The sequence below is a fragment of the Chryseobacterium sp. MMS23-Vi53 genome (assembly GCF_047651245.1).
Lineage (GTDB): Bacteria > Bacteroidota > Bacteroidia > Flavobacteriales > Weeksellaceae > Chryseobacterium.
In genome coordinates, this window is the sequence record NZ_CP180265.1 from 1,592,299 (window position 1) to 1,618,370 (window position 26,072).

Genomic DNA, 26,072 nt, shown 5'->3' on the forward strand with positions numbered 1-26,072 from the left:
TTAGTTTTTAATTAGTAATAGTATCTTTTCTTTCCACCTTAGATTTATGTTATTTTTTGATATCAAGTTGATTTTTTTAAATCTTGAAACCTTATCCGATGTAAGATCCTTATAAAGTTTTAGAATTTTATTATCTGGAAATTTTACAGCTAATTTATAAAATAGCACTTTATCCTGATTTATATAAAATCTTTTAAGATTTAAATTATTTTTAATTTTTTCAAATATAGTTTGGCTTCCAATTAAATTTTTTCCGTGCTGCCTATAAAGCATGGTCGGTTCGTCTATATAAATCCTCTTCCCTAAAATTTCAGCCATTAAATGAAAATATCTGTCGTGAATATAGACTTCCTCTGAAAATGGTAACAATGATTCTTTTAATTTTTTATTTATCATTGCAGACGCTCCTTGTACAAAATAATTAAAAAAAGAATTTTGTAATCCCTGCTTTTTAGGAGCATCCGAAAAGAAAAGTCCACGAACGTTTAATGCCTCATCCGTTACATTGCAATTCGAATGAATAAGAACTGGAATATCCTGATTTTTATATTTTTGCAAAAAAATGTCTATTTTATTTTCTATCCAGACATCATCCTGGTCGGAAAAGAAAATAATCTCTGCATCAGAGAACATCATCATTTTTTCAATAGATTTCACCAAACCTAAATTTCCTTCTTTATTTTCAAGATATATGACTCTTGAATCTTTTTTCAGGAAATCGTTTATGATTTCTATTGTACGGTCTTTACTTCCATCATCTCTTATAATAAGCCTTAAATTATTATAAGACTGATTAAGTATACTTTCAATCTGTTCCTTAAGATAAGATTCTCCGTTATATGTTGGTAGAAGTATATCAACTGAAATATTTTGGCTCATCATTTATTATTTTTAATTATATCAGCATACTTTTTTCCCCAGACCTGATAAGAATATCTTTCTTCAACAGTTTTTCTACCAGCAACTCCCATTGAGTATCGCAGCTCTTTATTCTGCAATAATTCATAAATCTTTTTTTCCCATTGTGGAAGACTACTTACAATAAATCCGGAAACATTATTTTCAACGATTTCTTTATTTGCTTGCAAATCTGAAGCAATTACTGCTATTCCACTCGCCATATATTGAATTAGTTTAAAACCACACTTTCCATTTTCCCAAAATGTTTTTTCCAAAGGCATGATTCCGATATCACTTTTTGCAAGGTTCAAGTTCTCAGTCTTACTATCCCATTGGATGTATTCTACATTTATCTTGCGATCCAAAGAAATATTTCCTCCAATTATTTTAAGTTTAAAATTAAACTTATCCGATATATTGACCAAAGATTTTTCAATAAGAAGTAAATATTTTTGTGTCGACGGAGAGCCTATCCAAACAACGGAAGGCATCTCATCTTTTTCCTGAACATTATGTTGAGAATACTGATCTAAATCTATAACAGTAGGGAGATAAATAAGATTTCCTTTAAATTCTGAAAAATACCAATGATTTCCAACTGTTACAAAATTAGCCATCTTAATAAGTTGAGGAATTTTATCTTTTCTTGATGTATTCTGATAATTAGCTGAAATATTATCATCAAAATCTAAACTGAAAGATTTTATCTTTTTTAGAAAGAAATAATCAAACTTATAATCAAAATGAGGAAACAATTCTGCTTCTATTACTACATGATCATATCTTTTTATATTAAATGCCAGAAAAAAAATTCTTTTAATCACAAAATATATTGCCAATAAATTCTTTATTATGGTATTACCTTTATAAAGATACTTTAGGTAAGAATCTCCGAACAGTGGCTTATAAGAAGGTGTAATATTATTTTCTTCTAAATATTTTTTATAATTATAAAATCTGTATCTAGAACTTGCCCCTTTTTCTGAATATTTTGTTAGGAACAGAACTCTCATCGGAAAGAAATTTTAACATTATTTTTGGCAAGGAAAACAATAGGCAGAAAGAACATCCATTGAAAAGCAATAGACTCCAGATAAGGATTAGTAAAGGAACTCAGCAAAATAGATATTAGCCCCAACAACCAGAAATTTTCTGATTTATCTTTAAATATATTCCTGATGTTCCATCCTACTATGCTTATAAGAGATGATAAGATGATGATAAAAGTAAAAATTCCGAATCTCATAATCGTGGCCAGAATCAAAACTTCGTAGTTAAATCTCTTTGTATAATCTCTGATAATAAATACCTCTTCGAAACCTGTTCCATAAGGATATTCTATAATAGCATCGATGATCTGCTTAGTCTGTTGGCTTCTTTCTTCTCCACCTGACTCTTTTACTTTATTCAGGTTGGTTTCAATATATCGGGACAAATCGATTGAAAAATAATCTTCAATTGCTTTATAGTTGTACAATAATCCTATAAACAGAAAAACCATTAATATCATTGATATTGCTACGCTCTTTTTAATATTAAAAAAATTAAAAATGAAATAATACAATATTCCCAATACAAAGGTAAAGATCAATGCAGTTCTTCCTGAAAGAAAAATTGTAACTATAAAAAGTAGTACATATACAACAACTAAAAACTTTGGAAAAAGCTGTGTAATAGTTTTGAAATTAATTGCAAAAAAGATCAAAGTTCCATATACGTGCAGTGTAAATCCTAATTTATTAGTATCAATATTAGGATTTGCAATAAATAGTTTTACTATGGAAATATATCCAAAAGACATAAGTATGTATAACACGATTACACTTCCGATGGAAAAAAACGAAATTGTAGCAAATAATTTAATAACCTTCTCATAATTAAAGGTGGATCTGAGATATGTTCCGATCACAATCCAACAGAAAGGAGAAGCACAGTATTTGAAAAACAGCTCAGGAAAGAAACTTGAATATTTTGTATTTCCGAGCATATAGCAAGTGAAAATTGTAGATAAAACTCCCCAGAATAAAAGAATTTTATAGTTATAATGTATTTTACCGCGTACGATAATAGCCAATGTACTTACAATCATTACAACAATTGTAGGATTAAGGAATGCATTGGGAAATATCATTACCAAAACACCCAAAATTATAAGCAGTACATTAATAAATTTCTCCATTTAATCTCGTCTCAACTACTAATCTTATTTTTTTTAAAAAGTATAAATCCCTTTGCTGTAACTAGCAAAAGATATAATACCGACGCAAGCATAGAGCTATATGCAGCAAATACGATTCCGAATTTTGGAATAAAAAACATGTTTAATCCAAAGTTACAAACTACAGATACAATTACCGCAAAAAGCATAAATTTAGTATCTTCATATAGTTCTAAAGGTTTATGTGCAAGCATTGCAAACTGCCATAAAAATACACTAAAGACCAACGGTATTAAAAGTCTGAAATTTTCCGCACTTTTTTCGACTCCCAATATATTTAAAAAAAATTCTTTAAAAATACCAACAAAAAATATAGTAAAAACTAATAAAGTAATTTCTACAATAAGTAAGTAACATATAAGCTTTAAGGCTTCATTTTGTCTACCCTCGTTAAATTTTCGAGACATCATTGGAAATCCTGCAATAAGTATTGGGGAACAAATCATTGTAATACTTTTTGACAAAATATCATAAATCGAAGAATAAACTCCCACTTTATAAGATGTTTCAAACATATTGATCACATATCTGTCTCCTACATTCAAGATAGTAGATATCGTAAACCATAATGCCAATGGCCAGCCATAATCGAAATATCTTTTATTTTCAATGTATAGATTGGAAATATATCTCTTATCAAATCTCCTTATTAAAGTAAAAAATGACTGATTTATTATTTTAAATTCTTTCTTCAGCAAAGGCAAAATAGATATCGCAAAACTCAAAAAAAAACAAACGATAAGAATGAATATATTATCGATTTTATCCCGAAATAAAACAAAAAACAATAGGGTTCCGGCAAAAATACTTGCCCTTATTAAATTCAGTGCCAGTGTTTGTCCTGCTTTGAAATTTGACTGATAAAATACTATTCCCAATGCTGATAAACCTCCTAAAATAAACGTTGATATACTTAAGACAGCAATAAAGATATTGTTATTTAAAAAAAGTATAATAAATAATGATATTAATGATAATGGAATAAAAACAGTAAAAAATATTTGATAGATATTTATTTTAAAGCCTGTACTATTATCATTAAACCTTATAACACACTGGTTAATCCACCCACCACCAAAGGAGATCAATATCAAAATTACATTTTGAATAAGTGAAAACTTTCCGTATACAGCCACCGTATATTTTTGAGTTATAATCGGAATTGTAACAAAACTAATTAAACCACTTATTAATAATCCAATAAAATAAATTGAAAAATTCTTAAAAAACAGGGAAGATTTTATCCTTTTAAGCATATTATAATCTAGCGTCACATTTGCCCAGCAAACCTTTTACATCGTATACAACAGCATTATCTTTTTTAAGAATATCCATATCAATATTCAGGAAATCTTTATGTGCCACCCCAAGAATTACGCAATCAAATTTTTGTTTTGGTAATTTATCGAGGCTCTCAATTCCGTATTCATGTTTTACCTCTTCAGGATTTGCCCAAGGATCATATGTTTTTACCGTCACACCAAAATCTTCCAAAGCTTCTATGACATTTACAATCTTTGTATTTCTTACATCAGGGCAATTTTCTTTAAAAGTAATTCCCAGCATAAGAATTTCAGCTCCATTGACGTTAATATTTTTTTTGATCATAGCTTTTACCACCTGCTCAGCAATATATTTTCCCATAGAATCATTCAATCTTCTACCTGCTAAAATTATTTCAGGATGGTAGCCATATTGCTGTGCCTTTTGAGCCAAATAATAAGGATCTACGCCAATACAGTGTCCTCCTACTAATCCTGGCTTAAATGGCAAAAAGTTCCACTTTGTACCAGCGGCCTGAAGCACATCATGAGTATTGATATCCATTAGGTTAAAGATTTTAGCTAATTCATTCACGAAAGCAATATTAATGTCTCTTTGAGAGTTTTCGATAACTTTTGCTGCTTCTGCCACTTTTATCGTCGGAGCTAAATGTGTTCCGGCAATAATTACAGCCTTATACAGATCATCCACAATTTGCCCTACTTCAGGAGTCGATCCGGAAGTTACCTTTAGAATCTTTTCAACTGTATGCTCCTTATCTCCTGGATTAATTCTTTCAGGAGAATATCCTGCATAAAAATCCACATTATATTTTAGACCTGAAATTTTTTCAATTACAGGTATACAGTCTTCTTCTGTAGCACCAGGATAAACCGTAGATTCGTAAATGACAACATCCCCTTTTTTGATTACCTTTCCAACAGTTTCACTTGCTTTTATAAGCGGTGTAAGATCTGGTCTGTTGTTTTTATCAACTGGCGTAGGAACTGTGATTATATAAATATTGGAATCTCTAATATCCTCTAAAATGCATGAACAAAATAATCCTTTATCTCCATAGGATGGATTATTATTGGTAAGAACAGATTGTAATACATCGTCTTCTACTTCCAATGTTGTATCTATTCCTTTCTTCAGCTCTTCAACTCGCTGATTATTGATATCAAATCCGACAACAGGAAATTTTGTAGCAAAAAGTCTTGCCAACGGTAAACCTACATATCCGAGACCTATAATTGAAATTTTGTAATTCATCATGTTATTTTAAATTTTCCCAATACCAGTTTACGGCTTTTTCAAGCCCTCCTTTTACTGTATATTCTGGTTTATATCCTAATAGTTTTTCCGCTTTTTCTATTGATGCTAATGAATGGGCAACATCACCTTTTCTGTAAGGTCCATATTCCGCCTGAATGTTTCTTATATTTCCATCATATTCAGATAAATATTCTTTAAGATAATCAAGAAGATCATTCAAAGTCGTTCTGTCACCACAGGCAACATTATAAACTTCATTTAAAGCCGCTTCATTATCTGTTGTAATAGCCAAAATATTCATCTGCACAACATTATCAATATATGTGAAGTCTCGGGAATATTCTCCTCCTCCATTAATTACAGGAGACTGATGCTTAATTAACATCTGAACAAATTTTGGGATGACAGCGGCGTAAGGTCCATTCGGATCCTGTCTTTTTCCAAAAACATTAAAATATCTTAAGCCAATTGTATTAAAATCATATGTTTTTTTAAAAACGTCCGCATAAAGCTCATTTACATATTTTGTGATAGCGTATGGTGAAAGAGGTTTTCCTATATTAGCTTCAATTTTTGGTAAAGCAGCAGAATCTCCATATGTAGAAGATGATGCCGCGTATACCATTCTTTTCACGCCCATATCCTTTGCTGCAACCAACATATTCAAAAACCCTCCAACATTTACTTCATTACTTGTTATAGGATCATTGATAGATCTTGGTACAGATCCTAAAGCAGCCTGATGTAAAACAAACTCCTGGTCTTCGCATGCTTTTTTGCATATTTCTATATTACGAATATCCCCTTCTATTAATTTGAAATTGGGATTTGCTAAAAATGGTTCTATATTTTCTCTTTTACCTGTTGCAAAGTTATCCAGGCAGACAACCTCAGCTTTTAAGTTTAAAAGTTTTTCGATCAGATTAGATCCAATAAAACCAGCTCCTCCGGTGACTAATATTTTTTTTCCTTCTAATATGTTAAAATCAACAATCATGTTTTTTTTATTATAGTTTTTCTTTCAATCTTTCAAGCCAGTTCTTTTCTTTAGCTGTATATCCATAACCATATTTATTTCCATAGCCAAAATTATCTTTATTAATGTCATTAAGAACAAAACCTACATTCTTAATCTTATCGCTTTCGATATTTGAATTAGCAAAATCAATAAGATTTTTTTCTGTAAATCTTGATCTTGTTACATATAAAGTAGCATCTGCCAAAGCTGAAATCAGGAAAGTATCTGTTACCAACATCAACGGTGCTGTATCTACAATAATATAATCATATTTAGATTTTAATTCATTAAGTAAGATCTCAAATCTTCCATTAGTAAGAAGATCCGTAGGATTTGGTGGAATGGTTCCGGAATATATCACATCACAATTCGGATTAAATGAAGTTACGTGGACAATCTCTTCTAACTTAGTATGATCTGAATAAAGATATTCTGTCAATCCTTCCAAACCTTTTCTAGCAGTATTGTATCGTTGTAACTGTGGATTTCTAATATCCGCACCAATAATAATAGCTTTTCTATTAGGGTTGGCAAGCGTGAGTACAAGATTTACAGAAACAAATGTTTTTCCTTCACCCTGAACTGTGGAAGTAACATATACTACCTTACCCTTATCTTTTTTGCCAAGCATGAAATTCATATTTGTAATAAGAATTCTAAATGCTTCAGCTAATGGTGTAATATCATTTACACGAACAATATCTCCTTCTCCTTTTGTAAGACTTGGGATTTCTCCGATAACCGAGGTTGAAGAAAGTTTTTCCAGATCGTGCCTTGTTTTAATTTTATTATTAAATAATTGCCTCAAATAAATAAAAGCAAAAGGGACAAGCATACCAACAATACCCGCAGCAAGCAATGCCAGCATTTTTTTAGGAGCAATTGGAGATTGTGAAGCATACGCTTCATCGATTACTCTTGCCTTTGGCGCTGTTATAGATTCTGCAATAGCAGTTTCCTCCCTCTTCTTAAGTAATAATAAATATAAGTTTTCCTTAATTTGTTGCTGTCTTTCTATACCCCTGAAAATTTTCTCAATAGACGGAAGCTTAGAAATTTTACCCGAAACCTTATTTTGTTCGCCAATATATTCTCCTCTAGCAAGTTCGAAACCAACTTTGCTTCTTTGGAGACTTTGCATTACTGCATTACGCATCTGATCTAGCTGTCTGGTAATATCCACAACAACTGGGTTCTCAGAAGTTGCCGACTCGAGCAGTCTCTTTCTTTGAATAACCAATTGGTTGTAAGTATCAATATTGGAAACAGCTTCAGTATTAGTAAGCCCCACATTTGTAGGTAAAACCTGATATTGGCCCTGCTTATTTACATAATTTAAAATTGCATTGGTAAGTTCAAGCTGAGCATCCAATTCTAATTGTTTTTGCCTTGCTGCAGCAGAACTTTCAAGGCTTATTTTAGCTTCTGTTTCAAGATCAGTTAATTGGTTTCTTGATTTGAAATCTTCCTTCTGATTTTCAACATCACCAAGTTCTACAGCAAGTTTTTTTACTCTGTCGTCTATAAAATCTAATGTTTTTCTGGATTCCGAAGATTTATCAATGATAGCATCATTATTATAAGCGGCGACAAGTTGATTTAATATATCCTTTGCTTTTTGAATCTGTGGATAATTTATTGTAAGCTCAACGACGGTAACATCTCTGTTTACCAATCCTACATTTAGCATTCCCTGAAGCATATTTGTTTTTGCCTCTGTAGATGATAATGTAAGTTTTAATTTATTGGTATCAATACTTTTCACAAGTTTTTGATCAAAATCCTTATTTCTCAGAATGATTATATTGGCATAAGGTAGACTAATTGTTCTGCCAAAATCCGAAATAATCGGATTCTTTAATTCTTCTGATGAAAGTGTAATTTGATTTCCATTTATGGAAATATCTAAAAACTTTACTGAAAATCCTGTGTCTGGCTTTTCATTGATTACTTTAATCTCGATTGGAGATGTCTTTTTGTATAGCTCAACAGTCTGAAATTTTGTTTCTCCATAAATATCTGCTTGTAGATTTTGTTGCACGACAACATTTCGCATGAGTTTTTTTGATTTAAAAATCTGGATTTCGTTGTCTACACTATTAGTTTTCATTCCTCCGAATCCTGATAAATCTTTTAAAACGTCCGTATCACTTGAAGAAGTTGAGTTTTTTGAATCTTTAATCAAAACCGTTGACTGTATATTATAAACCGGTACAACAAATTTTAATTTTATATAAGCTATGAATACTGCCAATACAACTGAAATAATAAACCAGTACCAATTTTTCAGATATGGTTTTAGTATTTCACTTAAATTTAAATCTTCTTTCTTTGGGTAATTTTTATTACTCATTAATATTTTATTTCTTAAATAAACTTATTACTACAGCAACTGCGGTAACGGCGATAGAAATTCCGGTAAGATAAAGAGCTGTATTCGGATTTTGTTTTGCGGTAAGATCTTTGGTATTGTTAGCTGAAACAATAATTGCATCACCTTGTCTTAAATTGTAGTATGGAGAATTTATAAAATTAGCATCCTGCAGGTTTATTTTTCCGTGAGTTACCTGTCCGTTTTCAGTTCTTATTACCAGTACATTATCTCTTTTTCCATACATTGTTAAATCACCTGCAAGACCTAAAGCGTTCATAATTGTAGCTTGTCCGTTGGCAATAGTATAATCTCCTTGTCTGTTTACTTCTCCTAGTACTGTAACTTTAAAATTCACTAATCTTACACTTACAGTAGGATTGATAACGAACTTTGTCATTCTGTCTCTTACTTCATTCTTAAATTCTACTAGTGTTTTATCAGTTGTATTGATTTTCCCCAAAATAGGAAAATCAACATCACCTTTACTATCAACAATATAAGTAGGACCAGACACACTCACCATTCCTTGATTAGGAGTATTTCCTCCTGCTAAAGCGTTTGTCTGTACAATTTCTGATGAAGAATAATTTTGATTGAATGGTTTTACAACATCCATATCTTTTGCTGTAACAAGGATAACCAATTGGTCTCCAACCTGTATTGTATTATTAGAATTTTTAGCAGATGCCTCTATAGCAACCTGTTCTATATTTTGCATATAGTTTAAATCATTATGTGCTTTTGGATTCGTTTTACATGAAAACAATACAAATGCTGATATTACAAACAGTGTTTTACCTTTCATCATATTTTAAAATTGTACAAATATACATTTATATTTTTCTATTTATCCAGTACCTCATAAATAGAATTATTGCTTCTAAACTCCGGCACTATTGTCTTTAATAATTTTACAACCTCTACCTTATCTCTTCTTAAGGATGCCTTTGTAATTAAATTTACCAATGATTCTATTTCAGGAAAATCCATACTCGGATCTTTTGAAATCATAATCTTTTCATTATGTGTAGGAAGAGTTTTGGCATCATCGCTTAAAAGCTCTTCATATAGTTTTTCTCCAGGTCTTAAACCTGTGTAGATAATCTTAATATCAATATTAGGTTCAAATCCGGATAATTTGATCATTCGTGTAGCCAAATCAAGAATTTTTACGGGTTCACCCATATCAAATACGAAGATTTCCCCTCCCTGTCCCATAGTTCCGGCTTGTAAAACCAGTTCGCAGGCTTCAGGAATCGTCATGAAATATCTTACAATTTCCGGATGGGTAATGGTAACCGGACCACCCGCTTCAATCTGTTTCTTAAAATGAGGAATTACTGAACCATTTGATCCTAAAACGTTTCCGAATCTTGTTGTAATAAATTTTGTGGTATTTCCTTCAACATTTTGTAAGGATTGAACAAACAATTCTGCCGCTCTTTTTGAAGCTCCCATTACGTTTGTAGGATTCACCGCTTTATCTGTGGAAACCATTACAAACCTGTTTACATTATATTTGCTTGATAGTGTTGAAACAATTTTAGATCCCAAAACATTCACCAAAATACCTTCATGCGGATTTTCTTCTACCAACGGAACATGCTTGTAGGCCGCAGCATGATACACCATGGCAAAATTGTATGCTTGGAATAATGGCTCAATTCTATGCTTATTGGAAACATCTGCCAAAACAAATTTAAATCTGATATGAGGAAACTTTTCCTTCATTTCAAGTTCTATATCGTATAACGGAGTCTCTGCCTGATCTAATACAACGATTAAAGACGGGTTAAATTGCGCAACTTGTCTCACAATTTCGCTTCCAATAGATCCTGCGCCGCCTGTTACAAGAATTGCTTTATTAAAGTGTCTGCTTTTAAGCTCTTCATTTTGAATTTTAATTGGCTTACGGTTCAGAAGATCCTCAATTTGAAGGTTTCTGATTGATCCCCCCAAGTCGCTATCTCTAAGTTTTTGTACTGACGGAGCCTTGAAAATATTAAGGTCTTTTTCTAAAAATAAATTTACCCAAGAGTTCATTTCATCTTTAGACATCATTTCTTTAATGATAATTACACCGTCGATAAGAAGTTCTTCTTTTGAATTTTTCTCGATCTTCTCTTTAGCAAAAATTGGTTTTCCAAGTAATGATGCTCTTTTTGAGTCGGTTCTTTGTGTTAGAAAACCTACGACCTGATAAGGTAGTCCCGGATTATCAAGAATAGCTCTTGCAATGGCAATAGACTGTTCATCAATTCCCAAAACCAAGATTCTTCTTTTTAAAGAACTTCTTCTGTACTCTCTTACAATATGGAAAAATTCCTTCACATACAATCTGAAAAGAAATAATCCCATGAAAGATATAATAAAATAAAGAATCAGATAAGGAGTCATTATAAACTTACTCCCTGTAAACCAAAAATATAGGAGATTAATTGTTCCTACAGCTAACATTGTGCAGAAACAAGAAATCAGTAATTTAAATAGATCGATAAAAGTTGAATGTCTTATAATTCCCGCAAATGTTTTGAAAACATACATGAATACTACATTCGTGATAATAATAGAAAGAAAGATCACGCCCTTTTCTTCATGATAGATGAATTCTTTTTGACTGATCTTTTCGATGATATACGTTGAAAGAAATAAGGATATAACCAGAATAATAATATCTATTACAAGTATTATCCATCTGGGAAGATATCTTACATCTGAGAGATTGACAACATTATCTCCTCTAAAAATTTTCTTCCTAAGAGATTCGTACATTGTCATTATTTGTGTTCATATATAATAAGGTATAAAACCCGACTATCTTAAAAAAAATAATCTTGAGGCATTCATGCAAAATTAAAATAAAATTTCATCCATCCTTTAAATTTAAAAATAAATTTATATGAGTTTTACCATAATCTCTTCCAAACTTATTTTTAAGCTAAAGGCTCAAACCAATTCCAAAAATTGTACCAATAAAAAGAATCCTTTCAAATCTTTTTTTATTTGATTTTAGTGGAAATATGTTTTTACTGACAATATTTTATTTTAATTAATATAGTTTCAATCAATATACATTTCATATTAAAGTTTTTAAATCAACTTTCTAATATTGAAAAAATATATTTAGTCAAAAATATCATTTATTTTCTCATATTCAAAACCTCGGCTCATTAAATATTTTGTGGTCTTCATTTTTCTTTGATATTCTTTTAGTCCTTTTTGTTTTGAATAGTAATCTTCATATAACTTTCGGATCGTTTTTTCATAATCATCCTCATCAATCTCATCAAAACATTTGCTGATTAATTTTTCTGAAATCTGCTTTTGTTTTAAATTGATCTTAATTTTCGTCTTTCCCCAATGTTTAATATAAAACTTTCCTCTGATGTAACTTCTTGTAAATCTTTCTTCATTCAGATAATTTTCCTTTAAAAGATAAAGCATAATCTCTTCTTTCGCTTCATCTATTAACAAAAACTCCTTCATTTTCTGTTCCACTTCATAATGACAACGATCCTGATAAACGCAGTAATTTACCAGTTTCAGTTTAATTTCATCAAAAGTGAAAGACTTTTTTTCCATATTCATTGATACAAAAAAGAATGAGCAAATGCCCATTCTTTATATTTTTTATAACGAAGATAATTGTTAATAATTAAATAATGCTTTACCTTCCATTAATTCATTTACTTTCTTTCTTACAGAAGATATAACTTCCTCATTTTTAATATTATCAACAACTTCAGAAATAAATCCTGCAATAGTATCCATATCATTTTCCTTTAATCCTCTCGTGGTGATAGCAGCAGTTCCCAATCTGATTCCGGAAGTCGTGAATGGCGACTTATCATCAAACGGAACCATGTTTTTGTTACAAGTAATATCAGCAAGAACCAACGCTTTTTCAGTTTCTTTACCGTTTACGTTTTTATTTCTAAGGTCAACCAACATCAGGTGATTATCAGTACCACCGCTTACGATGTCAAATCCTCTGTCGATCATTGCTTTAGCTAAAGCCTGAGCGTTAGACTGGACTTGTTTAGCATACGTTAGGAATTTATCATCAATAGCTTCACCGAAAGCAACCGCTTTACCAGCAATTACATGCTCTAACGGACCTCCTTGAATTCCTGGGAAAACAGCTCCATCAAGAACCTGACTCATCATTTTGATTTCTCCTTTTGGTGTTTTGTGACCGTAAGTATTTTCAAAATCTTTCCCCATCATAATCATTCCTCCTCTTGGACCTCTTAAAGTTTTGTGAGTCGTAGTTGTTACAACATGACAATGTTCAAATGGATTATTTAAAAGACCTTTTGCCACCAAACCTGCCGGGTGAGCGATATCTGCCCAAAGTGTAGCTCCAATTTCATCAGCAACTTCTCTAAATTTAGCATAATCCAAATCTCTTGAATAAGCCGAGAAACCAGCGATTAGCATTTTGGGTTTTTCTCTCAAAGCAACTTCTCTCATTTGATCGTAATCGATAAGACCAGTCTCCTGTTGAACTCCGTAAGAAACTACATCGTACTGAATACCAGAGAAATTCACAGACGAACCATGAGTAAGGTGACCTCCCATCGAAAGATCCATTCCCATGATTTTATCTCCAGGTTTTAAAACAGCTAAGTAAATCGCCGCATTTGCCTGAGAACCAGAATGTGGCTGAACATTTACATAATCTACTCCGAAAAGTTCTTTAGCTCTGTTGATTGCCAAAGTTTCAACCTCATCTACAACTTCACACCCTCCGTAATATCTTTTACCGGGATATCCTTCTGCATATTTATTAGTCAATACGCTTCCCATCGCTTTCATTACATTATCAGAAACAAAGTTTTCTGATGCAATCATCTCAATACCATGCGTTTGTCTTTGTCTCTCTTTTTCAATCAGGTCGAAAATAATGTCCATTTTACTTTTAGTTTTAGAAATTTTTCACCCCAAATGTACGGAAAATCCTTTGAGAATTTGGTATTGCGAAATATGATTTTTTGTTTTAAAATTTAATAAAATCCTACGAAAGCTCGTTATTAATGAAATTTTCACAATAATTTTTAATCTCATCACGTACTTTACCAAATGTTTTATTAATTTCTTCTTCCATTCCTGCAGCTTTTGCAGGATCTTGGAAATTATGATGAAAAATTTTTGCTTTTGTCGGGAAATAAGGGCAGTTCTCTTTTGCATTGTCACAAACTGTAATGACAAAATCAAAATCGATGTTTCGATATTCATCAATATTATTAGATGTGTGATTAGAAATATCGATGCCATCTTCTTTCATCGTTGCAATCGCTTTTGGGTTTACTCCATGGGTTTCAATTCCTGCGCTATAAATTTCTGCTTTTTCCTGAGCGAAATATCTTAAATAACCTTCTGCAATTTGGCTTCTACAGCTATTTCCGGTACAAAGTACCAATATTTTCTTTTTCATATTTTAAACAAATAACCAAATGATATTAATGATGCAAAATTTTGGATCGAATCCAAAAATGAGTTGCAAAACAATAACTGAGGTTGTGATTATTAATAGTTTTCTGTATTTAATGAATGCATTTTTCATGGTCTAGCAACAACCGGAATTAGGCGAACAAGCATTTTGTTTATTTCCGGATAGTTCACTTAGATTCACTTTTTGTTTTTGTGGAGGAATTCCGCAAGCGTCTTGCGCAAGACATGCCGTTAACTTATTTTTTAAAACGAAATTTTTTCCGTTAAACTCAAGATCATATTTTCCAATTGTTGTATCCTGATATTCTACTTCAATTTCAAAATTTCCTATTCCTAATTTTTCTTCTGAAAGATGAATAATATGAAGTAATTTTCCCGGTTTTAAACGATGTTCATAGTCATCGGCGTTCCAAAGTTGAAAATTTACTTTTTCTTCTTTTCTGATCGTTCCACCACAATCGATAAAGTTTTTAGTAACCATTCCGATTTCTGTAACATGAAAATGTTCCGGTACAAATTGTCCGTTTTCAAGTTCAAATTCCACATTGTTCAATGTTGGAAGGATTTCTTTGATTTGTTCTATTGTCATATTTTAGTTTATTTTAAATTACAATATCGCAATATTACGATAATTAATTGCAAAAAATTTTAGCAACAGTTTTGCTTTTGTACAGTTGAAATAATATTAGAAAAAAAGACATTCAAAACCTCAAATGCTTTTTCATCTATACAATAACAAATTGAATTTCCTTCAATATTTCCTTTAATTAAACCCGCATTCTTTAATTCTTTCAAATGTTGAGACACAGTAGGTTGTGCCAAAGGAAGCTCGCTTACGATATCTCCACAAATGCATTCATTTACTTTCAACAAATATTCAATAATCGCAATTCTTGCTGGATGTCCCAATGCCTTTGCAATCGTTGCCATTTTGTTTTGCTGTTCGGTAAAAAAGTCGGTTTTGGTTGCTCCCATGATTCAAAACTATATCGCAATATTACGATAATAAATTTTTATAACAAAGTAATTTCAAAAAAATCCTCTCAAAAAAAATTGAAAGGAACTTAAAATAATTATAAACTCGTTTAAACTTTTATTTAACCACAAAAGTCACAAAAGTTTTTAGAAAATTATTTAAAGCTTATTATTAAGCGTGAAAAAAAGACAACATAAGTTTAAAAATCTTTGATTTTTATTTTTTGAGCGCTTTTGATTATCTAATAAAAGCTGTATACATCGCTTTTGTGACTTTTGTGGTTAAATAAAAATTTAGTTTATACAGCTTTTATATGTAAAATTCTAAAATTCTTCGTCTGAAAGCTCTTTGTTCACAACAGCTCCTGCAAAATTCCCCTGTGCAACGGCATTGGCAACAGATCGCATCATGGTAACATTATCTCCGCATGCAAAAACTCCGGGAATATTTGTTTTCTGCATCATATCAACTTTGATGAATCCATTTTCATTTAATTCAATTCCGAGATCACTAACATTAATGTTTTGTTCGAAACCAATTTTCGCATATAATGCTTGTAACAAAACTTCCTTTCCATTTTTAAAAATGATTTTCTGAATGTGTCCGTTTTCATGTTGAACTTTTTCTATTTCATCTTCAATAATGTTGATTTTATTTTGATTAAACTTTTCAACCTGTTCTTCATTTAAGGTTGATTTTCCATTAGTGAATAATGTCAGATCTTTTGTTAAATTAAAAACCAGTTTTGAAAACTCAAACGCCATATCTCCATTGGAAAGAATCCCTGTTGTTTCACCTTTCACTTCATATCCATGACAGTACGGACAATGAATGATAGAAATTCCCCAACAATCTGAAAATCCATAAATATTGGGCATAATGTCTTTAATTCCTGAAGCAAGAATTATCTTTTTAGCATTAAATATTTCTCCGTTTTCAGTTTTAATAGTAAAGTTTTCAGAATCTTTTTCCATTTTTACCACTACTCCATCATGAAATTTTACTGTTTCATATTTCAAAACCTGTTCTTTCGCTAAATCGGAAATTTCTTGTGGCGTTTTTCCATCATGTGTAATAAAATTGTGAGAATGTGGAGTTTGTCGGTTGCAAGGTTTTCCGCTATCGATGATTAAAACATTTCGTAAAGATCTTCCTAAAGACATTGCCGCGGATAATCCGGCGTAACTTCCTCCTAGTATAATAACATCAAAATTTTGCTTCATAGTTTTTGGATTGTAGGTTGTTGCAAAGTTAGAATAAATTTTCACTAATGCGACTTAATCGCAATAATAATTTTTATCTTTGTAACATGGCAAAGAGAAATACCATCACGAAACAATTGATTTTAGATTCTTTGAAGAATTCAAAATCGGCATTGAGTCAGGAAATTTTACAGAAAGAATTAGGTGAAGCTGTAGATCGCGCAACGATTTACAGAGTGCTGAATAGTTTTTGTGAAGACGGAATTGTTCACAAAATTCTAGGCGATGACGGGAAATATTATTTTGCCATTTGCTTAAATTGTACGGAGAAAAAACACAAGCATAATCATTTTCATTTCAAATGCTTGTCTTGTGGAAAGATCGAATGTCTGCCCAATGAAATGGAAGTAAAACTCCCGCAAGGTTATCAATCGGTGAATTTTAATGGGTTTATTTCGGGGTACTGTGCGGATTGTTCGAATTGATTGTTAACTCTGAAAACAAATTACACTAACGACTCCACAAATAAACAATATTATCCCTGCTTTCCAATAGTTGATGTTTTCTTGTTGATTGTTGATAGATTTCTCCTGCGTCGAAATGACATTTTTAAATTTAAATTTCAAAAAAAATCCTGAGAAAAAATCTCAGGACTCAAGTTTAAAAAATATATAGTTAGTTTACTATTTTTTTGATTTTTCTTTTAATTCTTCTTTGTCTTTATCGGAAGGATTCCAAACTTTTACGTCTGCATTTTTATCAATTCCTGATAAAATCTGCACGTTGATCCCGTCACTTGCACCAAGTTTTACGTACACTTTCTTGAATTTACCATCTTTCTGTTTTACCTCAACAAAAGGAGTGTCTTTTCCGTTTTTCTTTTCGTATTGAACCAATGATTCATCCAATAACAAAGCGTTTTTCTGAGAACTCAAAACAATTTCTCCATTCGCAGAGAATCCTGCTCTGATATATTCGTTGTTTGGATTGTTCACATCACCTTCAACCGGGAATTTAATGGTTCCACTTGTGTCTTTTCCTTTTGGAGCGATCATCGTAAGTTTTCCAGGGAATGTTTTGTTTTGAAGAGCACCGATTACGATGTTCATATCCATTCCTTGTTTTAATTTTCCAGCCTGAGCTTCGTCGATTTCACCTTGGAAAATCAATGAATTCAAGTCTGCAATTGAACAAATCGTAGTTCCTGCGTTGAAAGAATTGGCTTCGATTACCTGACTTCCCACTTTTACAGGCACTTCAAGAACAGTTCCTGAAGCCTTAGAACGGATCTGAGTTGTTGCCAAACCCTGTAATTCCGGAGTTGAGCCCGTTTTTGCAATCTGTAAAGTCTTTTGAGCTGTAACCAATGCTTGTTGAGCATTTTTCAACGTTTGCTGTGTAGAATATAATTGTTGCTGAGAATTCAAATATTCCTGTTTTGAAGCCACACCTTGCTTATACAATCTTTCCTGCATCTCAAATTGCTTGCGCATGTTATCAACATTCAATTTAGCATTGCTTATTTGTAATTGTTGATTATCCACATTTTGCTGAGCACTGTTTACATCGGAAAGATTCGGAACGATTCTCACGGTTGCGATCAACTGTCCAACTTCTACTTTATCGCCTTCATCCACCAAAATTTTGTCGATAATCCCTGCTATGTTTGGTTTGATTTCGATCTCTTCTTTAGGAACAATTTTTCCTGTAGCCATCACCTTATCATCCATATTCTGAACGGTTGGTTTGCGGGTAAGGAAAGCCTCGCTCTCTTTAGAATTCGATTTTATAAGATATCCGATCCCTGAGAACAGCGCCACTGCAAATAAAAGCCCCAAGACAATATAAATGGCTTTTTTCCAAGTGAATTTCTTTTTCATATGTATAGTTTATTTTTTATTAAGTGGTTTTTCTTTTTTTATTTAATTAAATGATTTAAAATTATTCGCTCGAAGACTCATAACTCATAATTTTCAACTCATAATTCTTATTCTGTTCTTAATGCTTCAATTGGTCTTATTTTAACGGCTCTCTGCGCGGGAATCATTCCGATAATTAATCCTAAAAATACCATTACTGCCATCGCTGCAAATACGTTTCCGTAGTTTACAGTCGGATTATAGAATGGAAATGCGTCCTGCCCCTGGGTTAACATATTTAAAATCATTAAGACAAAAATTCCGAACATAAATCCGAGCAATCCGGATGACAGCGTGATCACAACACTTTCCAACAAAATCTGATTTCTTACTTCAGCCGGTTTTGCGCCTAATGCTCTTCTGATTCCGATCTCTTTTGTTCTTTCTTTTACAGTAATTAAAAGAATATTTGAAATCGCAATAACTCCGGCAAGGATCGTTAATGTTCCCACGATGATTGTTAAAAGCTGCATTCCGGTTAGAAAGCCTGTCAGTTTTTTAAATTCTTTTCCAAGGTTGAAACTTCCAAAAGCATTCGTATCTTCAGGTGAAACTTTATTTTTTGCTTTTAATTCTAATTTTACGTTTTCTTCAACCGCATTAACGTTTGCATTTGGTTTACTCACAATTGCAAACATATCAATCTGGTCTCCCGCATTGTACATTTTCGTATACGTGGAAAGTGGAATAAACACAGTTTGGTCATTCTCAAAACCTCCACCTTTTTTCACTCTGAAAACTCCGATTACGTTGAAGAAAATACCTTTAATATTAATTGATTTTCCAAGTGGATTTTCCTGCTTTTTAGAATCGAAAAAGTTTTTATAAATTTCTTCACCGATTACGGCTACATTCTTATTTCCTGAAACATCGGCATCGTTGATATATCTTCCGAAAATCAGTTTTTTTTCTGAAATTTTATTTCCAACCGGATAATCTCCCGATAGAGAATACGTCCCGTTTTTACCGTTCCTCGACATAGATTCTCCCGGAGTTCCTGTGAAACTTCCTCTTGCATTCTGAGGAGAAATATAATCGATATCCGAAATTTTTCTTTTCAACATATCCATATCGGTAAGATGCAAATGTACCTGTCTTCCTTTGGGAAAACCGTCGTATGGAATAGATGTATTTTGTGCCCAAAGGAAAATAGAATTGGTCGCAAATCCTGAAAATAATTTGTCGAAACCATTTTCCATTCCTTTTGCTGCCCCAAGCAAACTTACATACAAAAACATACCCCAGCCCACTCCAATCATGGTAAGGAATGTTCGAAGCTTATTATTCCTCAACGAATAATAAATTTCCTGCCACGTATCTCTTTTAAATATGATATTCATTTCCTGATGTCAATTTTTTATAATATAAAAGTGAATTTTTCTTTGAAGTAATTAACCTCATTATCAATTTTCGCTTTCAAAAATTCACTGGTAAGCAAAATGACGATTCACCATTCATCTTTCTTATTCTGTTCTCAATGCTTCAATCGGTTTTATTTTTGATGCTCTGTATGCCGGAACAAATCCTGCAATCAATCCTGAAAAAACCAAGGCGATGAATGCCATAAAGATTGTTCCCCAACCCACACTCGGACTTTTAATGAAATATTCTTCGAGACTGTTTCCAATTAAATTTAAAGTCAAAACTCCGATTCCTACGCCTACAAATCCTGAAATCACGGTTATTACAACACTTTCCTGAACAATCAAAGCAACAATGCTTCTTGGTTTTGCACCAATTGCTTTTCGCACCCCGATTTCTTTGGTCCTTTCTTTCACGATATACACCATGATGTTACTGATTCCGATAATTCCCGCCAACAATGTTCCCATTCCGATAAATCCGACAATTGCCGTAAGAACCGCCATGAAAGTAAATGTATCATTCATGTTTTGAGCGTTATTCCAGACTCTTACTCCGTTTTCATCGTCGGGAGCTACGTTTTTTCTGGCTTTTAATCTTTCTTTTAATTCATCACCATATTTTATAGCCTGTTGCGGATCCAGTTTTTCATCATAAGCAATGAAATTGGTTGTTACTGTATCCGAACCTTTTTTCATTTGTTGTAAAGTCGTGATCGGAACTGTAATATGTCTTTCGTCCCAGTCACCACCGTCGTCGGAGAAAACTCCAACAACTTTGAACATGGTTCCATTGATATCTAATTCTTTTCCAACCGGGCTACCGTTTTTAATCAAGTCACGTTGAACCATCCTTCCGATTACGGCTACATTTTGTTTTCTGTTTAAATCTGTCGGCGACAAATAACGTCCTTCCAACATTTTTCGGTTCTCGATGATTTGTTCTTCCGGCTGTGCTCCATTAATCTGATAATTTCCACTTTCTTTACCGTATTTTACCAATAAATTTGTGGTATATCTTGGAGTGGAGCTTCCTACTTTTTCTTTATCAACGCCTACCAAAAAATCGTAGTCGTCGTTGTTCATGGTTACTTGTCGGTTAGATTGAAGTCCATTGTAAGCAATTGTGGTTTTCCCTGTAACAATGGTAATCAGGTTTTGGGCATCTCTTGCAAATCCTTCTGTAAAGGCATTCTGCAATCCCGTTCCAATCCCGAAAAGCACAATGAAAATAAATAATCCCAAAGCCACGGTAAAACCAGAAAGCACCGTTCGCAATACATTACTGCGAATCGAACTGAATATTTCCTGCCAACGATCTAGGTCGAACATATTTTTTGTTTTTTACTTTGTAAAAAAATGAATTAGCTGCGCTGCAAATTTTCTTTGAAGCAATTAACTTCGTTGTCAATTCTTTGCATAAAGCCTCAATCCTATCATCTTATAAAAATTCACTTGCGAAGCAAAATTGACAATTCACCTTACAGCACCAACTGCTTAATAAACTCATCACTTTCAATAATTCCGTCTTTCAGGATGACATTTCTTTTTGTCTGTGCGGCTACGTCGGGTTCGTGGGTTACAACGATAATTGTTTTTCCTTCATTATTAATATCCTGAAGAAGCTTCATAATATCATGTGTTGTTTTAGAATCCAATGCTCCGGTTGGTTCATCGGCAAGTACAACTTTCGGATTGGTAATCAAAGCTCTTGCGATGGCAACTCTTTGCTTTTGTCCTCCGGAAAGTTCATTCGGTAAATGATTTGCCCATTGTGCAAGACCTACCTTTTCAAGATATTCCATGGCTTTTCTCTCACGCTCTTTTCTCGGAACATTTTGATAATACAAAGGAAGGGCAACATTATCCAGTGCAGTTTTATATCCAATCAAATTAAATGACTGGAAAATGAATCCCAAAAACTTACTTCTGTACTCTGCAGCTTTTACTTCAGACAAATGCTCGATCGGAACTCCGTCCAATTCGTAAGTTCCTGAATCTTTCTCATCAAGAATACCAATAATATTAAGAAGGGTAGACTTTCCGGAGCCGGAACTTCCCATGATAGAAACGAATTCACCTTCAGCGATATTAAGATTAATACCTTTGAGAACGTGCAGCTTACTCTTTCCTGTATCGTACGATTTATGTAAATCCTGAATTACTAACATTAAGTGATGTATGATTTTATACCCAATAAGTAGATATAATTTTTAATTTGTTACGAAGAATAAAAATTTCTTTAAATAATTTAATGTTTAACTATTTAAACCTTTATCCATAGGCTTTTATATTTTTTTGTTTAATACTAAGTTGCTGATAACATCTATTTTTCCACAGTAAAGGTTTGTAAGTCAATATTTAAGGGCTTTCCGTGCAAATGTGGAAAACTTTTAAGGTTAAAACTCAACGAATTAGTGTTTTCCCCTTTTAATTACAGTTCTTGTTTTCTAACTTTGTGCTTGCACATCACAAAAGATAAACACACATTCTCTGTTAATAACTTTTATTCATAAGTTACAACAAATCAAAGTGTTGGTTATTTTTTGAACTTATCAACATTGATCAAATTAATTTAATTTAAAGACATTTTAACATGGGAATTTTCGATAAAAGAGTAAGTTATAAGCCATTTGAATACCCTGAGGTTCTTCAATTCGTAGAGGCGATCAACAAATCGTTTTGGGTGCATTCGGAAGTGGACTTTACTGCAGATGTTCAGGATTTTCATTCGCAGTTGGAGCCGCACGAGAAGCATGCTGTAAAAAATGCACTTTTAGCCATTGCACAGATCGAGGTGTCTGTAAAGACATTCTGGGGAAATTTATACACTCACATGCCGAAGCCTGAACTGAACGGTTTGGGAGCTACTTTTGCAGAATGTGAATTCCGTCATTCGGAAGCGTACTCCCGTCTATTGGAGGTTTTAGGATATAATGACGAGTTTCTGAACGTTGTTGAAATTCCTGCCGTAAAAAGCAGAATCGAGTTTTTAGGAAATGCTCTGAAACATGCCAATTCTGCAACGCCTAAAGAATATGTTTCTGCATTATTGCTATTCAGTATTTTGGTAGAAAATGTATCTCTTTTCTCACAGTTTGCCATCATCCTTTCTTTCACAAGATTTAAGGGATTCATGAAAAATGTTTCCAATATCATTGCATGGACTTCTGTAGATGAACAAATTCACGCAAACGCCGGAATTTATTTAATTAACAAAATCCGTGAAGAGCAACCTGATCTTTTAACAGACAGCGATATCGAAGACATTTATACTTTGGTTGACGAATCTATCGAAAGAGAAGGTGATATTTTAAGTTGGATCTTCGAATTGGGAGAAATCGATAATGTATCTAAAGAAGATCTATTAAACTTCATGAAATACCGTGTTGATGATAGTTTAAAGAAAATCAACATGAAAACTAGATACAACGTAACTCCGGAACAATACAGACCGATGGTTTGGTTCGAAGAAGAAGTTTTTGCCAACTCTATGGACGATTTCTTTGCGAAAAGACCAGTAGATTATACAAAACACGATAAGAGTATTACTGCGAACGATTTGTTTTAATTAATAAAATTGAATTTAGATTTTTACAAAAACAAGTTCGAAAGAGAACAGAAAAGACGAGTTGATTTAGATAGCGCAATGAATCTCCCTATACTTGTTTTAACATTGATAATGGGATTGAATTCTTATATTCTAAAAACTTACACTTTCAATTCAAGATGGAATTTTTCAGACTGGTTAGTCATTGTCTTTTTATCATTGAGTGTTGTGCTAATCCTAATTTCTTCTTATTTTATATTTTTGGCTAGTAATAACCTTCTTAAAGGATTCGATTATCCTCACTTTGATTTAATGTCAAAATATCGAGAAATTGAATTATTTAATAAGGATTGTGAAGACGATAATGACAAAATAAATTTAGAAGAAGTTGTTAAAGAAAAATTAGTGATATATGCTGATGAATCAACTTTAATTAATGAAAAAAGAGGAGATAGCCTATTTCGAGCAAGAAGATTTATAATTATCAATTTTATAATTACAATAATTAATATAATAATAATCACTTTAATTAATTTATTGAAATGAGTAATACTAATAATAAGCCATCAGAGCCAAAACCTCGACCTCAATTACCAGGTGATAGGAGAGAAAAGAGTGAAGATTTACCTATTGTGAAAAAATAATTTATCACAAATAAACTTCAATAATAAAAAAATAGCGCTATTAAACTCGTATACGCTAGAGGTTTTTAATTAATATAAACAACAAAATTCCTGAGCCTTAAAACCGTTCGGGAATTCGAAAATATACAACAACTATGGAAGAACAGAACAACAATATATGGTGGCTCAACGAGGAGTCTGAGCAAATGCTTAACAGAGGTTATCTTCTAAAAGGAGAAACTGTAGATGGAGCAATCGACAGAATCACCACTGCTGCTGCTAAAAAATTATATAAACCAGAACTTCAGCCTGCTTTCAAGGAAATGATCACGAAAGGATGGATCAGTTTCTCATCGCCGGTTTGGGCAAACATGGGAACGCAAAGAGGTCTTCCTATTTCTTGTTTCAACGTTCACATTCCGGACAGCATCGAAGGAATTACTCATAAAATGGGTGAAGTTATCATGCAGACGAAAATCGGAGGTGGAACTTCAGGATATTTCGGAGAACTTCGTAACAGAGGTACTGCCGTAACAGACAACGGAAAATCTTCGGGAGCTGTTTCTTTCATGAAGTTGTTTGATACAGCAATGGATGTCGTTTCTCAAGGCGGTGTAAGAAGAGGAGCTTTTGCTGCTTATCTGGATATCGACCACGGAGATATTGAAGAGTTTTTATCAATTAAAGACATCGGAAGCCCGATTCAGAACCTATTTACAGGAATTTGTGTTCCTGATTACTGGATGCAGGACATGATCGATGGTGATATGGATAAACGTAAAATCTGGGCTAGAGTTTTGGAAAGCCGCCAGCAGAAAGGTCTTCCATACATTTTCTTTACAGACAACGTAAACAGAAATAAGCCACAGGTTTACAAAGACTTAGGACTTACTGTAAATGCAAGTAACCTTTGCTCTGAAATCATGCTTCCTTCTACAAGAGAAGAATCTTTCATCTGCTGTTTATCATCAATGAACTTAGAGTTGTATGATGAGTGGAAAGATACAGATGCTGTAAAATTAGCGATCTATTTCTTAGATGCCGTTTTATCAGAATTCATCGAAAAAACAGAAGGAAATTATTATTTACAGGGAGCAAGAAACTTCGCAATGCGTCACAGAGCACTAGGATTGGGAGTTTTAGGATACCACTCGTATTTACAGAAAAATATGATTCCGTTTGAAAGTTTTGAGGCGACTCAGTTCAATGCGAGAGCTTTCAGACATATCAAAGAACAGGCAGATCAGGCGTCAAGAGAATTGGCAAATATCTACGGAGAACCGGAGTTGTTGAAGGGTTACGGATTGAGAAATACAACAACAATGGCGATCGCGCCTACAACTTCAAGTTCTGCAATTTTGGGACAGACTTCTCCAGGAATCGAGCCGTTTGCTTCTAACTATTACAAAGCTGGTTTGGCAAAAGGAAATTTTATGCGTAAGAACAAGTATTTGGCAAAATTATTAGAAGAAAAAGGTCTTGATAACGAGGAAACTTGGAGAACGATCATGTTGAATCACGGATCTGTTCAGCATTTAAAAGAATTGACCGACGAAGAGAAAGCAGTATTCAAAACATTTAAAGAGATTTCTCCGATGGAAATTATTTCTCAGGCTGCACAAAGACAGCAGTACATCGATCAGGCTCAGTCTCTGAACTTACAGATTCCATCAACAATGCCGGTAAAAGACGTAAACTATCTTTATATCGAGGCTTGGAAAAAAGGTGTAAAAACCCTTTATTATCAAAGAAGTTCTTCTGTTTCAAAAGAAATGATGGTAAATTTCGTTACCTGTTCAGCTTGCGAAGCATAAGATTTCACAAATAATAAACATCAACATATTTATTAAAAGCACGCTTTTTAAGGCGTGTTTTTTTATGTTCAAAAAAAATGAAAAAAATTCCGCAGCCGTAAAAATTAAATCCAACACCTTAT

The 26,072-nt window shown here is 32.8% G+C and carries 23 protein-coding genes; 4 read left to right on the plus strand and 19 right to left on the minus strand.

The window, feature by feature from the left end; translation table 11 throughout:
* From ACKX2A_RS07050 to ACKX2A_RS07120, 15 genes are all read right to left on the minus strand, one after another.
* Positions 1-882, minus strand: coding sequence for a glycosyltransferase family 2 protein (locus ACKX2A_RS07050; RefSeq protein ID WP_415328654.1), 882 nt, complete (start codon positions 880-882; stop codon positions 1-3).
* Positions 879-1,913 carry a glycosyltransferase family 4 protein gene (locus tag ACKX2A_RS07055; RefSeq protein WP_415328656.1) on the minus strand — a complete coding sequence of 345 codons (1,035 nt, stop codon included), beginning with the start codon at positions 1,911-1,913 and terminating at the stop codon, positions 879-881. Before ACKX2A_RS07055 ends, ACKX2A_RS07050 begins: the two co-directional genes overlap by 4 nt.
* A complete protein-coding gene (locus ACKX2A_RS07060; protein WP_415328658.1) occupies positions 1,910-3,079 on the minus strand; it encodes an O-antigen polymerase in 1,170 nt (389 codons plus the stop codon). The genes ACKX2A_RS07055 and ACKX2A_RS07060 overlap by 4 nt, the downstream gene beginning before the upstream one ends.
* An 11-nt stretch (positions 3,080-3,090) precedes the next feature.
* Positions 3,091-4,374 (minus strand): lipopolysaccharide biosynthesis protein, encoded by a 1,284-nt coding sequence (locus tag ACKX2A_RS07065; RefSeq protein ID WP_415328659.1) that lies wholly within the window; start codon positions 4,372-4,374, stop codon positions 3,091-3,093.
* A 1-nt stretch (position 4,375) separates the two neighbouring features.
* Positions 4,376-5,656: a nucleotide sugar dehydrogenase gene (locus tag ACKX2A_RS07070; protein WP_415329422.1), complete on the minus strand. Its 1,281-nt coding sequence runs from the start codon at positions 5,654-5,656 to the stop codon at positions 4,376-4,378.
* 4 nt (positions 5,657-5,660) lie between these two features.
* On the minus strand, positions 5,661-6,656 hold the full coding sequence (locus tag ACKX2A_RS07075) for an SDR family oxidoreductase (protein ID WP_415328660.1): 996 nt from the start codon (positions 6,654-6,656) through the stop codon (positions 5,661-5,663).
* A gap of 10 nt (positions 6,657-6,666) precedes the next feature.
* Entirely contained in the window at positions 6,667-9,030 is a 2,364-nt protein-coding gene (locus tag ACKX2A_RS07080) for a GumC family protein (protein ID WP_415328661.1), read from the minus strand.
* A gap of 7 nt (positions 9,031-9,037) precedes the next feature.
* Positions 9,038-9,859, minus strand: a complete 822-nt coding sequence (locus ACKX2A_RS07085; protein ID WP_415328663.1) for a polysaccharide biosynthesis/export family protein — start codon at positions 9,857-9,859, stop codon at positions 9,038-9,040.
* Between the two features lie 35 nt (positions 9,860-9,894).
* Entirely contained in the window at positions 9,895-11,829 is a 1,935-nt protein-coding gene (locus ACKX2A_RS07090; protein WP_415328665.1) for a polysaccharide biosynthesis protein, read from the minus strand.
* A gap of 345 nt (positions 11,830-12,174) precedes the next feature.
* A complete protein-coding gene (locus tag ACKX2A_RS07095; protein WP_415329424.1) occupies positions 12,175-12,639 on the minus strand; it encodes a regulatory protein RecX in 465 nt (154 codons plus the stop codon).
* Between the two features lie 60 nt (positions 12,640-12,699).
* Positions 12,700-13,965, minus strand: a complete 1,266-nt coding sequence (glyA, locus tag ACKX2A_RS07100) for a serine hydroxymethyltransferase (protein ID WP_415328666.1) — start codon at positions 13,963-13,965, stop codon at positions 12,700-12,702.
* Between the two features lie 103 nt (positions 13,966-14,068).
* Complete coding sequence (locus ACKX2A_RS07105) at positions 14,069-14,488, minus strand: arsenate reductase ArsC (protein WP_415328668.1); 420 nt, start codon at positions 14,486-14,488, stop codon at positions 14,069-14,071.
* A 132-nt stretch (positions 14,489-14,620) separates the two neighbouring features.
* On the minus strand, positions 14,621-15,094 hold the full coding sequence (locus ACKX2A_RS07110; RefSeq protein ID WP_415328670.1) for a DUF6428 family protein: 474 nt from the start codon (positions 15,092-15,094) through the stop codon (positions 14,621-14,623).
* A gap of 59 nt (positions 15,095-15,153) precedes the next feature.
* Complete coding sequence (locus ACKX2A_RS07115) at positions 15,154-15,480, minus strand: ArsR/SmtB family transcription factor (RefSeq protein WP_415328672.1); 327 nt, start codon at positions 15,478-15,480, stop codon at positions 15,154-15,156.
* Positions 15,481-15,804: 324 nt separating this feature from the next.
* Positions 15,805-16,704 carry an NAD(P)/FAD-dependent oxidoreductase gene (locus tag ACKX2A_RS07120; RefSeq protein WP_415328674.1) on the minus strand — a complete coding sequence of 300 codons (900 nt, stop codon included), beginning with the start codon at positions 16,702-16,704 and terminating at the stop codon, positions 15,805-15,807.
* 86 nt (positions 16,705-16,790) lie between these two features.
* On the opposite strand from ACKX2A_RS07120, the gene ACKX2A_RS07125 reads away from it, so the two are divergent.
* Positions 16,791-17,168 (plus strand): Fur family transcriptional regulator, encoded by a 378-nt coding sequence (locus tag ACKX2A_RS07125; RefSeq protein WP_415328675.1) that lies wholly within the window; start codon positions 16,791-16,793, stop codon positions 17,166-17,168.
* 198 nt (positions 17,169-17,366) lie between these two features.
* Here the strand turns inward: ACKX2A_RS07125 and ACKX2A_RS07130 are convergent, their stop codons facing one another.
* The 4 genes from ACKX2A_RS07130 to ACKX2A_RS07145 form a co-directional block, all read right to left on the minus strand.
* Positions 17,367-18,563, minus strand: coding sequence for an efflux RND transporter periplasmic adaptor subunit (locus tag ACKX2A_RS07130; RefSeq protein ID WP_415328676.1), 1,197 nt, complete (start codon positions 18,561-18,563; stop codon positions 17,367-17,369).
* A 107-nt stretch (positions 18,564-18,670) separates the two neighbouring features.
* The gene (locus ACKX2A_RS07135) at positions 18,671-19,942 is read right to left on the minus strand and encodes an ABC transporter permease (RefSeq protein WP_415328677.1); all 1,272 of its coding nucleotides are present in this window, start codon (positions 19,940-19,942) and stop codon (positions 18,671-18,673) included.
* A 123-nt stretch (positions 19,943-20,065) separates the two neighbouring features.
* Positions 20,066-21,295 (minus strand): ABC transporter permease, encoded by a 1,230-nt coding sequence (locus ACKX2A_RS07140; RefSeq protein WP_415328679.1) that lies wholly within the window; start codon positions 21,293-21,295, stop codon positions 20,066-20,068.
* A 149-nt stretch (positions 21,296-21,444) separates the two neighbouring features.
* Positions 21,445-22,134: an ABC transporter ATP-binding protein gene (locus tag ACKX2A_RS07145; RefSeq protein ID WP_415328681.1), complete on the minus strand. Its 690-nt coding sequence runs from the start codon at positions 22,132-22,134 to the stop codon at positions 21,445-21,447.
* A 425-nt stretch (positions 22,135-22,559) separates the two neighbouring features.
* Between ACKX2A_RS07145 and ACKX2A_RS07150 the strand changes: the two genes are divergently transcribed.
* The 3 genes from ACKX2A_RS07150 to ACKX2A_RS07160 all read left to right on the plus strand — a co-directional run bounded on the left by ACKX2A_RS07150 (position 22,560) and on the right by ACKX2A_RS07160 (position 25,950).
* Entirely contained in the window at positions 22,560-23,534 is a 975-nt protein-coding gene (locus ACKX2A_RS07150) for a ribonucleotide-diphosphate reductase subunit beta (RefSeq protein ID WP_415328683.1), read from the plus strand.
* A 9-nt stretch (positions 23,535-23,543) separates the two neighbouring features.
* Positions 23,544-24,059 carry a hypothetical protein gene (locus ACKX2A_RS07155; protein WP_415328684.1) on the plus strand — a complete coding sequence of 172 codons (516 nt, stop codon included), beginning with the start codon at positions 23,544-23,546 and terminating at the stop codon, positions 24,057-24,059.
* Between the two features lie 232 nt (positions 24,060-24,291).
* The gene (locus tag ACKX2A_RS07160; RefSeq protein ID WP_415328686.1) at positions 24,292-25,950 is read left to right on the plus strand and encodes a ribonucleoside-diphosphate reductase subunit alpha; all 1,659 of its coding nucleotides are present in this window, start codon (positions 24,292-24,294) and stop codon (positions 25,948-25,950) included.
* Positions 25,951-26,072 lie beyond the last annotated feature (122 nt).